The sequence below is a fragment of the Reella acinonychis genome (assembly GCF_052384575.1).
Taxonomy (GTDB): Bacteria; Pseudomonadota; Gammaproteobacteria; order Enterobacterales; family Pasteurellaceae; genus JBQSUQ01.
Genome location: NZ_JBQSUQ010000003.1, coordinates 1 through 14,909, shown reverse-complemented (window position 1 = coordinate 14,909; position 14,909 = coordinate 1). Strand labels below are relative to the sequence as shown.

At 38.9% G+C, this 14,909-nt stretch carries 12 protein-coding genes; all 12 read right to left on the bottom strand.

From position 1 onward, the window contains the following. Positions 1-27: 27 nt before the first annotated feature. Positions 28-1,497 carry a UDP-N-acetylmuramoyl-L-alanyl-D-glutamate--2,6-diaminopimelate ligase gene (murE, locus tag ACT2CV_RS00900; RefSeq protein WP_464973737.1) on the bottom strand — a complete coding sequence of 490 codons (1,470 nt, stop codon included), beginning with the start codon at positions 1,495-1,497 and terminating at the stop codon, positions 28-30. Between the two features lie 11 nt (positions 1,498-1,508). Further along, positions 1,509-3,338: a peptidoglycan glycosyltransferase FtsI gene (gene ftsI / locus ACT2CV_RS00895; RefSeq protein WP_464973736.1), complete on the bottom strand. Its 1,830-nt coding sequence runs from the start codon at positions 3,336-3,338 to the stop codon at positions 1,509-1,511. After that, positions 3,338-3,664 carry a cell division protein FtsL gene (ftsL, locus tag ACT2CV_RS00890; RefSeq protein ID WP_464973735.1) on the bottom strand — a complete coding sequence of 109 codons (327 nt, stop codon included), beginning with the start codon at positions 3,662-3,664 and terminating at the stop codon, positions 3,338-3,340. Before ftsL ends, ftsI begins: the two co-directional genes overlap by 1 nt. 1 nt (position 3,665) lies before the next feature. Beyond that, on the bottom strand, positions 3,666-4,631 hold the full coding sequence (rsmH, locus tag ACT2CV_RS00885) for a 16S rRNA (cytosine(1402)-N(4))-methyltransferase RsmH (protein WP_464973734.1): 966 nt from the start codon (positions 4,629-4,631) through the stop codon (positions 3,666-3,668). Positions 4,632-4,759: 128 nt separating this feature from the next. After that, positions 4,760-5,218 carry a division/cell wall cluster transcriptional repressor MraZ gene (gene mraZ, locus ACT2CV_RS00880; protein ID WP_464973733.1) on the bottom strand — a complete coding sequence of 153 codons (459 nt, stop codon included), beginning with the start codon at positions 5,216-5,218 and terminating at the stop codon, positions 4,760-4,762. A gap of 212 nt (positions 5,219-5,430) precedes the next feature. Continuing rightward, entirely contained in the window at positions 5,431-6,978 is a 1,548-nt protein-coding gene (locus ACT2CV_RS00875; protein WP_464973987.1) for a carbon starvation CstA family protein, read from the bottom strand. Between the two features lie 142 nt (positions 6,979-7,120). Continuing rightward, positions 7,121-7,285 (bottom strand): DUF5363 domain-containing protein, encoded by a 165-nt coding sequence (locus ACT2CV_RS00870; protein WP_464973732.1) that lies wholly within the window; start codon positions 7,283-7,285, stop codon positions 7,121-7,123. 13 nt (positions 7,286-7,298) lie between these two features. Further along, positions 7,299-9,197: a tRNA(Met) cytidine acetyltransferase TmcA gene (locus tag ACT2CV_RS00865; protein WP_464973731.1), complete on the bottom strand. Its 1,899-nt coding sequence runs from the start codon at positions 9,195-9,197 to the stop codon at positions 7,299-7,301. Positions 9,198-9,199: 2 nt separating this feature from the next. After that, positions 9,200-9,667 (bottom strand): rRNA maturation RNase YbeY, encoded by a 468-nt coding sequence (gene ybeY / locus ACT2CV_RS00860; RefSeq protein ID WP_464973730.1) that lies wholly within the window; start codon positions 9,665-9,667, stop codon positions 9,200-9,202. 2 nt (positions 9,668-9,669) lie between these two features. Next, entirely contained in the window at positions 9,670-10,764 is a 1,095-nt protein-coding gene (locus ACT2CV_RS00855; protein WP_464973729.1) for a PhoH family protein, read from the bottom strand. A 114-nt stretch (positions 10,765-10,878) separates the two neighbouring features. Beyond that, entirely contained in the window at positions 10,879-13,152 is a 2,274-nt protein-coding gene (gene gshAB, locus ACT2CV_RS00850; protein ID WP_464973728.1) for a bifunctional glutamate--cysteine ligase GshA/glutathione synthetase GshB, read from the bottom strand. Between the two features lie 243 nt (positions 13,153-13,395). Continuing rightward, positions 13,396-14,909 (bottom strand): YadA family autotransporter adhesin (locus tag ACT2CV_RS00845; RefSeq protein WP_464974040.1); only part of this gene is annotated, 1,514 nt, incomplete at its 5' end.

The window sequence follows — 14,909 nt, the reverse complement described above, 5'->3', positions numbered from 1 at the left end:
TTATATCTTATTTAATTCTATGTCATATTAGGCTAAATATTGACGAGCTGTTTCTTGATCAGAGAAATGCAGTTTTTCCGTACCAATAATCTGATAATCCTCATGCCCTTTGCCAGCAACTAAAATCACGTCATTTTGATCCGCACTTTTAATCGCTGTTTCAATCGCTTTTGCACGATTGTGAATAATTTGCACTTGTTCTTTATTGGTAAAACCCGCAACAATATCTTGCATAATTTTTGTCGGATCTTCTGTACGAGGATTATCATCCGTTGCAATCACGTTATCGGATAACTGTTCGGCAATCTGCGCCATCAATGGTCGTTTGCCATTATCCCGATCACCACCACAACCAAAAATACACCACAGTTTACCATGGCAATGTAATCTTGCTGCAGCTAACGCTTTTTCCAATGCATCTGGTGTATGGGCATAATCCACGATCACTGTTGGCTTATTGGTAGCAGTAATCATTTCCATACGACCACAAACACCAGTCAATTTTGAAACGGTTTGAATAAGCTCCTGTAATGGATAGCCTAAAACGAGCAAGGTCGCCATCACAACCATTAAGTTACTCACATTAAAAGCACCGATTAAATGGCTTTCTAAGTTGCCATCGCCCCAACTTGAAGAAAACTGAATTTGCGCGCCTTTATTGGTAAAAGAAACCGCGGTGGATTTTAACCAATTTTTATGCGAAGGTTGATAATCAGAATTTGTACTGACTGCAACCGCATGTGGTAATTCTGCTAACCAGCTGGCGCCAATTTCATCATCAGCATTGATCACTTGATGCTTAGAAGACAAATCCGTAAACAAGCGTTTCTTCGCTAAGGCGTATTCTTCCATACTGCCATGATAATCCAAATGATCACGACTTAAATTGGTAAATAATGCGGCGGAAAATTGCAACGCTTCCACTCGATGTTGCACTAAGCCATGAGATGACACTTCGATAGCTGCAAAATCAGCGCCCTGTTTCAAAAAACTTGCTAGTGACGCTTGGATTTCAATGGCTGATCCTGTTGTATTATTAGCCGGTTGCACTTGCCCAAATAAACCATTCCCAATGGTCCCCATGACTGCTGGGGTTTTACCTAAAAGTTGTGTCCATTGGGCTAATAATTGTGCAATGGTGGTTTTGCCATTGGTACCTGTGACGCCAACTAAGGTCATTTTTCGAGATGGGTGTTGATAAAAATGATCAGCAATTTCAGAGAGATGTGGCGATAAATTTAAATAAGAAATAATCGGAACATTATCTTGCCAAGTATATTGTAAATGTTCACTAGCATGTTCTGTTTCTTGTAATACAGCGCTTGCACCATTTGAAATAGCTTGGGGAATAAATTGACGACCATCAACGGAATGGCCTTTTATAGCAACGAAAAGACAGCCGGTCTTTACACAACGGCTGTCTAATGTCATATCGGTGAGTGAAATAGAATCTAGCAACGCCAGTTTTTCACCCCAAAGTGCGGTGAGTTTTTTCATTATTTTCTCGATTAATTCGTTTGTCTATCGGTATTTTTATTTAAACGCACGATACGTTTTGGCGATTTTAAATTTTGTGCCACAGAATCTGCATCAGGCGTAACATTATAAGTACGTAACGCATATCCCATAATGCTTGAGAATATTGGGGCAGAAACCGCACCACCATAATATTCACCCGCTTTTGGATCATCAATTAAAATGACTAAAGCAAAGCGAGGGTCAGTAACAGGTGCTACACCAGCGGTATAAGCCATATATTTATCAACATATCGACCTTTTTCTAATTTTTTCGCTGTCCCTGTTTTAATGGCTACGCGATAATTATCCACCATGGCTCGTTTATTTTTAATCGCCACTTTTTCCATCATGTTAACCACATCACGAGTAATTTTCTCGGAGAAAACACGATTACCAATAATTGGCGGATCCACTTTCGTAATCGACAATGGGCGATAAATACCGAAACTGCCTAAAGTGACATAAGCACGAGCAATTTGTAATGGCGTAGCATTAATACCATAACCATAGGCAACGTTAGCACGTTCAATATCAGACCAAGTTTTACGATCCGCATTTAAGAACCCTGATTGCTCACCACCTAAACCTAATTCAGTGGATTTACCTAGACCTGCGCTCTTATAACTTTCCATCAACGCTGATGGCGGCATACGCAATGCTAAACGGCTCACGCCTCGGTTAGAAGAATTCTCTAAGATTTGGTCTAAGGTTTGTTTATCGCGCGGCGCAACATCTTTAACCTCTTTACCCGTTAAGACTAATGGCCCCGTATTAATGACTTCATTACGACGAACGGCGCCACGTTGAAGTGCGGTTAAAACAACGAATGGTTTGACCGTTGAACCCGGCTCAAAGGTATCGGTAATCGCGCGGTTACGCATAATATCCGCTTTTACATTAGCACGATTATTTGGGTTGTAAGAAGGTGCATTCGCCATTGCTAACACTTCGCCAGTTCGAACATCAACTAATACCGCAGTCCCTGAAGTCGCGTTATTTTTCTCTACCGCATTAGCAATCTCACGATAAACCATAGATTGTAATTTTTCATCAATACTTAAGGTGACATTGTGAGCTTCGCGTTTACGGATATCCGAAATTTCTTCCACAACATTCCCTTTTTTATCTTTACGGAATGTGCGTAAACCAGCTTGGCCTTCAAGCAACGAATTAAAGCTTTTTTCAATGCCTTCAATACCGTTGTTATCTACATCAGTAAAACCAATTAAATGCGCAGTTTCTGCTGAACGAGGATAAAAGCGACGGAAATCATTTTCAAATACAATACCCGGAATTTTGAGCTTCTGAACATAATCCACCACTTCTTTCGTCACTTGACGTCCCAAAATAATATCTCTGGCTTTTGGTTTATTCTCAATTTTAGCTACTAATTCTTTATGGCTAATATTTAACGCTCTTGCCAAAGCTTTCCAACGTTCTTTATCGCCTAAATATTCACCTTCAATAATGAGTTTTGGATCTGCTTTAATATTATAAACTGGCACGCTAACAGAAAGCATTTGTCCATTACGATCTAAAATAGAACCTCGTGCAGATAACACTTTGACTTCGCGTAAAGAACGCTTGTCAGCTTCATCATTAAAATTTTCTACATTAACAACCTGAACAAAGGCAGCACGTGCGACTAATGCAAATAAACCCAAACAAATACAACCGACTACAAAACGATAACGCCCTTTTAGAAAGCTCGTTTCATAAGTTACTTTCGGTTTATTCGGTTTCACACTTTGTGAATTTACCGTTTTTTTCACCGCACTTCGCGGTTTCGCTGATTTGCGTGCTGAATTAAACTTAACCATTATTCTAAAATCACCACTTCTTGTACAGGATCAATTCGTTTCATACCGATGTTAGTTGCCATGGTTTCAATATATCTATTGTCACTTAAAGTTGTTTCTTCCAATCTTAAATTGACATATTCATTTTCAAGCGCTTGTTTTTCAAAGACTAATGCACCTTTTTCCGAAACTAATACGCGGGTTTGATAAGTTACCCAAATAGTGCCTAATGCAGTCAATACAATCGCTAATAAAAGAGCAATCACCACTTTATTAGCTGAGAACATGTCTTCTAAAAAGACTTCTTGTAGCGGATAGCGCTGACTATTTAATACGGGTTCATTCATATTAGATTTTCTCCGCTACACGTAAAACCGCACTACGAGAACGCGGGTTTAACGCAATTTCTTGTTCACTTGGTTGAATTGCTTTACCAATCACTTTCAATGTTTGATTGCGTTGAATTTGATCTTCGCGTAATGGTAATCCTTTAGGAATTGCCTCGCCTTTACTTTGCTTACGCATAAAATGCTTCACCATGCGATCTTCTAAAGAATGGAAGCTAATGATGGATAACCGCCCTTGAGGTGCTAATAAACTAACTGCGGAATGTAAAATGCTTTCGAGTTCATCCAATTCTGAATTAATAAAAATACGGATCGCTTGGAAAGTTCTTGTTGCTGGGTGCTTATGTTTATCTTTGAAAGGAACAGCGTTCGCAACCAGTTCAGCCAGTTGCAAAGTGCGGTGTAAAATTGGCTCGTTTTTTTGCTGAGCATTTTTATTATAATCCACGATTGCAGCAGCAATGCGTTTAGCAAAACGCTCTTCCCCAAAAGTTTTCAACACCCAAGCTAAATCTTCAACACTCACCTGTGCGAGCCATTCTGCCGCAGAAAGACCTTTTGAAGTATCCATTCGCATATCCAATGGACCGTCTTTCATAAAGCTGAAACCACGTTCTGCATCATCTAACTGTGGGGAAGAAACGCCAAGGTCAAGCAAAATACCATCAATCTTACCGATTAATCCGTATTTTTCACAGATTTCAGGCAGCTCGGAAAAACTATTATGCTCAATTTGAAAGCGATGATCTTGAATTGTTTCCGCTTCAAGAATAGCTCGAGGATCACGATCGATTGCGATTAATCGGCCATTTTGCGATAGTTGAGAAAGGATTAAACGAGAATGTCCGCCACGTCCGAATGTGCCGTCAATATAAATACCATTTTCTTTCAGCGCTAAGCCATTCACTGCTTCGTGAAGTAAAACAGTGATGTGCTCAGGGTGTGAAAAGGTATTTGCCACATTCATAAAACAACCGAAAAAATTTAACGTTAAAAAGAAAGGAAATATTTATTTTTAAGATAATGCGGGACTAGAAAACTAGCCCGCTTACCTTTTATTATCTCGCCTCAGCGAGTTGCTAGTGCCACTGTTCTCTATAATGACAGTGTTTTTAATGCTTCGGATAAGGCAAATTGCTCTGATGAACCTAATGCAATATCTTGTTCAATTTGAGCATTCCATTCAGCCTCAGACCAAATTTCAAATTTATTAAGCTGCCCCACTAACATAATATTTTTTTCTAATTTTGCGTGTTGGCGTAGCGGTGCACTTAATAAAATGCGTCCTGAATTATCTAATTCACATTCTGTTGCATAACCCAACATTACTCGCTGTAAACTGCGTTGCATTGGGTCGAAATTGGATAATTCTAATAAGCGTTTTTCAATAATTTCCCATTCATTTAATGGGTAAAGTAATAAACAAGGTTGGCGAATATCAACGGTACAAACCATTTGTCCTTGATTTAATTCAATAATTTCAGGGCGATAGCGAGTAGGAACAGCAAAGCGTCCTTTTGTATCTAAATTTACCGCTGATGCGCCACGAAACATTATGTAACCTTAAAAATAATTGATATTGGTTTCTTTTGAGTGATGATTTTGGGTCTGATTACCAATTATTACCACAAAACCCCACTTTTCCCCACTATTTGCTTCATTCTATAATCAGTTGGGTCAAGTTGCAAGTAGTTTATTAATTGAACATGATTTAGGCATAAAAAAACCGCACTTTAAAAAGTGCGGTTAATTTGAATGAAGTTCTATTATTCAGTTACAACCGAAGCTTCAGGATCTTTATCACCCAATGGTTTTAATAGAGTGAAGAATAAAATCACACAAAGAGCAGTTAAACCGAAACCGATATAGCAAGATAATTGATAATCTAAACCGAAACCAATTTTGTTATAAGCTAAATATGTGAAACATACGGTTGAAATGAACCATGCAGGGATTGAACATACCCAGTGGAATTTATTGTAACGGTATAAGTATGCCGCTGCAGTCCATAACATGATCATTGCTGTAGTTTGGTTTGCCCAAGTGAAGTAGCGCCATAATACGCTGAAGTCAATTTTTGAAACCACATAACCTAAGGCAAATAATGGAATCGCAATCATTAAACGTTTTACTAATGAGCGTTGTTCAATATTAAAGATTTCTGCTAATTGTAAACGTGCTGCGCGGAATGCTGTGTCACCAGAAGTAATTGGTAATACAACCACACCTAACACCGCAAAGATACCACCAACAATACCTAAGAAATGACGTGAGCTATCATATACCACTTTAGATGGTGAACCTGCAGAGATCGCATCTTGTAACATTTGTGGGTTTTCATAGAATGATAAACCAACCATACACCATACTAATGCAATTACACCTTCAGTAATCATCGCACCATAGAAAATGAAACGACCTTCTTTTTCATTTTGTGCACAACGCGCCATTAATGGGGTTTGTGTTGCGTGGAAACCTGATAATGCACCACAAGAAATGGTTAAGAATAATAATGGCCAAATTGGTACATTACCTTTCACTTGGAAGTTTTGTGTAAATTTCGCCCAAGTTAAACCTTCGCCATCAACATTGACAGTACGGAAGAATTCAATTGGATCAACTGCGCTGAAGTGAGAAGTCACTAGACCATACACCATACCGATTGACATGAATAACAACAAACCACCGAAGAATGGGTAGATACGACCAATGATTTTATCTACTGGTAATAAAGTCGCTAAAATGTAGTAACCGAAAATAGCGAATGTCCACACAGAAATCACAGTGGCTTTATTCATCCCCCAAACCGTTAATTCTGTTGCATCCGCAGCGGTTGCACCGAATACATCCATGGTAATGGTACTTAATAATTGAGCCGGGCTTGATACGAAAACAACACCTACTAATAATAATAGGACTAATGCCATCGCATTGATAAATAATTTAACAGGGCGACCTAAGTATTTACCCGCTAAATATGGCATTGTTGCACCGCCATGACGAATACTTAACATACCGCAGAAATAGTCATGTACAGCACCAGCAAAAATACAGCCTAGTACAATCCATAACATTGCAACAGGTCCGTATAAAGCACCAAGAATTGGACCAAAAATAGGACCAGTTCCCGCAATATTTAATAATTGGATAAGCCAAATCTTTGTTTTAGACATTGGCATATAGTCAACGCCATCTTTCATTGTGTAAGCTGGTGTTGCACGTTTTGGATTAATAACAAAGATCTTCTCAATGATCTTGCCATAAATAAAGTAGCCAGCCACAAGTGCTGCTACACAGAAAAAGAACCATAAAATAGTCATGGTTGTCGCCCTCTAATAATGATTAAAAAAAGAATCGGTAGAATTTTACGAAAATTCTTGGCAGTTGTAAAAATAAAGTAAATAAAGATCCCTCTTCATCAAACCTCAATAATAAAATTTGTGACAAAGATCACATTTATTCCTTTTTCTCTTTTACTTTATCCTCAGGTTCTGGATCAAATTTCACAACAGGAACACATCCTCGACAAGCACCTTGATTTACACCAAGTTCATCACAAAAACGGTCATATTTTTCTAATGCTTTGCGAAACCAACTTTTTTCTTTCGTTTGCTTATCCATTTTGCCCTCACTGTCAAAAAATTTGCGCAATATTAAAGAACATTGCACTTTTTTTCAATAATTTTTCAGCATCCTTACGACATTGGCTCAACCAATGTTTTTTGCCCCCCCACTTTTCCGTATTCATTTCCTGCGATAGCGCATAGTCTTGCAAGGTTTGTAACTGGTCTAATAACGCCACATCATGTTGGAAAAAATATAATAAACGCCTTATAGCAGGAACAGTTGCCGATAAAGTGCGGTAATTTTTGACAAAGTTTTGTAAATGACAAATATCTTGTGGTGTAATCTGCCAGTGAATCTCAGTAGAAAAATGTTGAGAAAATGGATGAAAACACAAAGGGAAATTACGTTTGAAATCCGCTTCTGCTTGAGAAACAAGCTGTCGCCCTTTTTCTGATATTGCGCGCAAGGCAATGGCTGAAAAACAACCGCTACTCGCTTCTTTACTATCACCAATATGCACTAAAATAAAACCGCACTTTTGCCAAAAATGCGCAAGCTCTTGGTTATAACCAAAGCTAACCGACAAAAAATCCACCGGCGTATCTTGGGCTATTTGTTCAATTAATTGCAACCCAATACCATGACGTTGCCAATTGGGTTGCACCGCAATACGCGAAATACGTAACGAATTTAATCGACAAAAATCACCATTGTGTTGGTAAGCTGCTAGCTTTTGAGCCACTAGATTGCCTTTGGGGCGACGCTCTCCATCACTAATCTGTTGAACTAACAGCTCGTCGTTAAAATTTCCTTCTTCCACCAACCAAACACCAGCAATCAGATTTTCTTCGGCGTGGGCTACCCAAAACTGCTGATGAGGCGCATCCAATAAGCGTCGCAAATCCAATGGTGATGTTCGATAATGAGCAAGCGTCAATAAACCATAAAAATCTGTGATGCGTTGTACGATTTCAGATTGCAAAACGGGTTGAAATTGCACCGCACTTTGTGGATTAAAGCTGGGTTGCTCTAATTTATCTTCAGCTTCCAATAACAATAATTCATCAATAAATTGTTCTAAAGGATCATTTTGCTGCCAACGTAAAGGCTCGACCAATTGAAAAGCTTGATAAGTGCGGTTTAAATTTGCTAAGAATTTGATTAAAAATCCTCGCCCTGTGCCCTCATAGCTATGCACTGTTGTAGAAATCACGATGTGTTTGAAACTGTGGGTTAAACGATTTAAGCTATCAATCGGTAACATAGCGGCTTCATCAATCAATAACCAATGTTGTTGAAATTGCTCTGGTTGGCGTTCAATCTGTTGAATAAGTTCGTCAGGTGCAATGAACTCAAGTGGCATTTGTACAACATCTTGCAAAATTTTCACCGCACTTTTATTCGGCGCAGTTAAGATGATTGGCGTTGAATGTTTATATAATTGTTGCGCAAGAAAACCCACAAGCGCAGACTTTCCTCGCCCACGTTTTGCAGTCAAAATAAAAATATCCGCTTGTTGCTTTAAGATTTGTTCAATAATGTGAGATTGAGATGTTGTTGGTTGATAGCCTTTGCATTGAGTGGAAAATGTGGATTGGCACGTCATTCGTTCTTGATAAACAGTCGCATATTTCTTTAATAGCGATTGAAAATGTCGCTGAAAATTAGGTGTCGGGATTCCCGTTTCGACACCCGACCAGCGCAAGCTATCCTGATCAATATGGCTTTGATCATTCAACCATAAAATTAAACGACCATTCGCTCGCAAGGTGCCTGCTGCCATAGCGAGGGCATCCAAATTGATACCTTCACGTGCATCAAATAAAATTTGGTCAAATTCTTGCCCTAATAAATTCCTCGCCTTATGAATGTTGCTAGCATCAATCACCAGCAAATTATCAGAGGCAGCTACAAAGTGCGGTGTTTTTTCAGCACAATAGACTTCAAGTTGGCGAGCAGGCAACATAATTATTCTTCGTCGTAAGAATAAGGATCTTCAAATCCTAAACCAAGCATAATTTCTGTTTCGAGACTTTCCATTTCCTCGGCTTCATCATCTTCAATATGATCATAGCCCAACAAATGCAAGCTACCATGCACCACCATATGCGCCCAATGTGCTTGTAATGGTTTACCTTGTTCTGAAGCTTCTCGTTCCACCACTTGACGACAAATAATTAAATCACCAAGCAAAGGCAATTCCACTTCGTCAGGACATTCAAAGGGGAAAGAAAGCACATTTGTGGGTTTGTCTTTGCCTCGATAAGTGCGGTTTAATTCTTGGCTTTCTTGTTCATCCACAATGCGAATTGTCATTTCGGGTTCAAGATTTTCTGCTCGTACTGCCTGCGTTGCCCAATGCGTAAATTCAGCTAAACTCGGTAACCCCGTTTCTTGCTGGCTTGCAATTTGTAAATCGACAATAACCGTTTTCATTTTTACTCGCCTTCTTGATTGGATAATTGCTTCTCGGCACGCTCTTGGCGTTTTAACTCCGCCAATTGTTGTTTACGCACTTCATCTTCGGCTTCCCATTTTTCGTAGGCTTGTACCACTTTTGCCACCACCGGATGACGCACAATATCTTGGCTATCAAAATAATTAAAACTCAGTTCAGACACTGCTGATAAAACTTCAATGGCATGTTTCAACCCTGATTTTTGGCTACGCGGTAAATCAACCTGCGTCACATCACCAGTAATTACTGCTTTTGAATTAAAGCCGATACGAGTTAAAAACATTTTCATCTGTTCTACTGTGGTATTTTGGCTTTCGTCTAAAATAATGAAACTGTCATTTAATGTTCTGCCTCGCATATAGGCTAAAGGTGCAATTTCAATCACATTACGTTCCATTAATTTTTCGACACGTTCAAAACCCAGCATTTCATATAAGGCATCATATAATGGGCGTAAATAAGGCTCAATTTTAGATCCTAAATCCCCAGGCAAGAAACCCAGCTTTTCCCCAGCTTCAACCGCAGGGCGCGTTAACAAAATACGACGAATTTCTTGACGTTCCAAGGCCTCCACCGCAGCAGCTACCGCTAAAAAGGTTTTCCCTGTTCCCGCTGGGCCAATACCAAAACTAATGTCATGGGTTAAGATATTATGCAAGTATTCAATTTGATTTTTACCCCGCGGTTTAATTAACCCGCGTTTTGTTTTAATGGTTGTCGTGTAAACTTTACTTTCAGCACGCGTTTCGGTTTCTGCTTGTGATAACATTCGACTTTCTTGAATGGCAATATGCACATCTTCCAAATCAAGTTCTTTGATTTTTCCTTTCACTGCCGCAGTTTCCACATACAAATCTTGGATTAATTTCACCGCACTTTGAATTAATTTAGCATGATAAGGTTGTTGCTTTTCTTCATTGGACTCAATAGTGAAATCAAAATTACGGCGAGAAATATTCAGATTAAATTCTTTCTCAATAAGTTTTAAATTATCATCATAAGCGCCACAAAGGGATTGTAAACGTGCATTGTCCTGTGGCTCCAAACTAAATTGTTGTTTAATTGATTCTGTCATTGTTACTCTAAAGTCGAAAAATTTGTGGCTATATTAGCAATATATTGGCTGGAACTCTAGCCTTAGAAATGGCATACAAAAAGAGCCGACTATCAATCGGCTCTTTATTTTCAATTATGGCAGTTCAGGGAATAGCATTTTAATCACATTTTGCGTTAAACGACGAGATTTGCCACTATAAGGGAAAATATGCATCATCATCATTGGGTTGAAATTAGCTTCAATCACACCCCAAGAGCTTAACTCCGATTGCGCTGGCTGTTTTAAATCAGGAATAATTAAATCTACACCACAAACTGCGGCGCCCATGGCTTTGGTAATGCCTACAGCCAATGTTTTATAACTTGGATGCATTTCATCCGTCATATCAATACTGTCACCACCAGTACTAATATTTGAATTCGCACGCAATTGAACAACTTGATCTTTGGCTGGAATAGAATCAATGGTCAATCCCTGTTCTTTCAGTTGTAATTGTTCAATTTCGCCAAGAGCAATTTTTTTCAGCGGCGTTCTGCTACCATCACCACGCAGTGGATGATTATTTTTCTCCGCCACTAATTCAGCAACGGTATTTTTGCCATTTCCAACGACATTTGCTGGCACTCGTAACAACACAGCAAGCGTTTCATCCCCTAACACAAAGAAACGATATTCAGTACCGACCAAATAATCTTCCACCATAATTTCTTTGTCTTCACGAAAAGCGATTTCCACTGCTTTGGCAAAATCATCGCGATTTTGCACACCTTGTTGGAAAATGGTAATGCCTAAACCATAATTGGTAGTTTTTGGCTTAATCACAACAGCTTTGCCTTCAAATAAAGCGTAACTAGCAATGGCTTGGTTAACATTGGTGAACTCAATACTTTGAGGCACATTAAAGCCAGCTTTCGCTAACACTTTTTTTGTCACCACTTTATTTTCCATAATCAATGGCGAAATATAGCTATCATGGCTTGTCATATTGCCATTTTTTACATATTCAAAATGATCACCAAATTGCAAACGCAGGAATTGATCGTTCTCATCCAAGATCTCCATTTGCAACCCTTTTTGAATCGCATCAAACATCAAAGCTTGCGTGGAAAGTTCCATATTGTCAAAAGCCGATAAGGCATAGAAACGCTCAAAAGCCTGTGCTTTATATTTTTTCGCTAATTTAGCACCAACTTTTTGATAGCTGCCTTCCTCATAAATTGCTTTGATTAATCTGCCACAAACAGTTTGCATTGGGTCGCCAAATTGGCTTAATTTTTCTTGTGCAATTTTCACCGCACTTTCTTCTGCACCAATAGTTTTTAACATTTCAATCATTTCTAGCAGCAACATTTCGCCTTCAACAGCATAGGCAGTTTCACAACGTGGATCTTCCAACGCTACTTCAGCCAAACGTGCTCTACCTAGTTGCACATCTTCTTGTGTTGCAGTTTCTTCAATCCATAGCATTAATAACAAGAAATGATGAATAAATCGTGCATCCGCTAAATTAATGCCATAAGGCTCGAAAGGGTTGAGGTCGAACAAACGGAATTCTAAATAACGAATACCGGTTTTTAAGAACTCACGTGCTTTCTTAGCACCACGTAAACGCACATTGGAATAAAATTCTTTTTCCGCAATTAATTTGCCTGAATTTACCCAATGCTCCAAGCTTTCCACATAAGCAGGAATACTATCAAAGGAAACGATCACTTCAGGATCGTTCACATAACCATATTTACTTGAACGTAGGCTGCGAACATATTGATTTTCACGTAAAGGCGAACCACCACGAAAATACTTATCTTCTACGGTTGGCGTAGCTGAAAGCAAATACAATAACACCCATTGATAACGTAAAAAGTTCTTCGCCATTTTCAAATACAGATTATTTTGAAAATCAAGCAAATCCTTATATTCTGATTGCGCTTTAAATAACGCTTTGATCAATTCCTCATCTAATTGAAAATTATAGTGAATACCGCTCACCATTTGCTTATTTTTGCCATAAATTTTCACAAGATATTCACGATAAGCCACATCTTCAGGATTATCTAATTGCGCCACTTTAATTTTATCTTCCTGTGGCAATCCTGCGGGCATACTCAATGGAAATACATATTCATCTTCAGGAATTGAACGTAGCACAACTTCATGAATTGCCGACAACCAACGCAGAGAATCTTCCAATTTTTTATTTGGCGGGGTAATTAATTCAAGCTGACTTTCCGCAAAATCGGTTTGAATATAAGGGTGAAAAGAACGGTTACCAAAACAATTCGGGTGAGCAGTTGTGACAATAGAACCATTCTCATACACACGCTGACTTTCTTTTTCCAAACCAAAAGAGGCTTGTTGAAATAATAAACCAAGACGATTTTCTTTGATAATTTGTTGTAAATTCATGTGGTTATCCTTATTAATACAGGGGAACATGTTTCTCATGCGCTGTTACAGTTGCTTACCATACCATTGTTTTGTTTTTTGTGCTATACAAAAAGTGTGGTGAAATCCACCGCACTTTTAAAAACGAGAATGACAAAGATGTATGTATCAGATCACAGACATAACACTTATGATTTGTGTCAAAGCAATCTATTCGCCAAATAAAAACCGTACTTTCGTACGGTTTTATTCGTTACTAATGAATTACCACTGATAGCCTACACTACCACCGTAAGTAACATCATTGCGGCTATTCACACCCACACCAAGTTTAATTGATACCTTGTTATTGTCCGAGTTACGAGAATAACCTACAGCCACAGCAGATTCACCTTTGTATCCACCAACAGCCATTGAAACCATACTCTTACCAGCTTCATTTGGACGTTGAAGGAATGCCATAGCTGTTGCACCAGCAATACCCGCACGCAAACTACGATCTAACTTGTCAATTTTATTACCAACTTGCTTGATGCTCTTATCAACATAACCGCGATTCGCTGCATCAGTATCCTTGATCGGCGTACCAACATTTTGAATACGGTTTCCGCCCATATTCACATTAGTACCTTTCACAATTTCAAGGTTTTTGCCTTGACCACCAATAGTTGTGTTCCCTTTCGATGAGAAGTCACCGTTTACTACTGTATTTTTAAGGTTAGTGTTACCATTTACAGTTAAATCTTTCTCAATAACTTGGTTTCCGCCAACTTTGCTATTGCCTTTGATGTTCGCATTGCCTTTTACAGTCAAGTCTTTCTCAATAGTTTGGTTGCCACCAATTTTGCTGTCACCTTTTACTGATTGATTTCCACCGATCACAGTATCGCCTTTAATGTTAGCTTTACCTTCAACAGTTAAATCTTTCTTCACAGTTTGGTTGCCATCAACAGTTTGGTTACCTTTAACGTGAGCATCACCGCCAACAGTCACACCAGCAATAGTTTCTAAGCTTGAGAACGTTGGGTTATCAGCAATTTGAATTTCAATCTTACCTTCAGAACCCACTGTTTTCACGTTCTTCGTACTGTATGAGCCAGTACCATTACCACCAGTAATATCTAAAGTTTCACCTAATTTACGATTCACAGTGAAATTAGAGTTATCGCCACGGAATTTCAAACCTTTATCTTCTAAGGTATCTATTGCGTCTTGAACATTTTGCATATTCGCAGCATCCGTTGGAGCTGTACCTTTACCAATATTGGTGATAGTGTTTCCACCCATATTTACAGTCGTATTTCCTGCAATATTAAAAGTTTTACCTTCACCACCAATGGTTGTATTACCATTAAGGTTAGTGTCGCCATTAACTGTTAAGTTCTTAGCAATTGTTTGGTTACCACCAATATTGCTATTGCCTACAACGGTTTGGTTACCTACGGTCGTACTATCGCCCATAACTGTCTGATTACCATCTACAGCCTGGTCACCACGAACTAACTGGTCACCGTTAATAGTGCTATTACCTGCAACTGTTTGGTTGCCACCAATGTGTGTATCACCATTTAGGTTAGTTGTACCATTAACCGTTAAGTCTTTCTCAACTGTTTGATTTCCGCCAATATAGCTATTGCCCACAACAGTTTGGTTACCTACGGTCGTACTATCGCCCATAACTGTCTGATTACCATCTACAGCTTGGTCACCACGAACTAACTGATCACCATTAATGGTGCTATTACCAGCAACTGTTTGGTTTCCACCGATATGGGTAT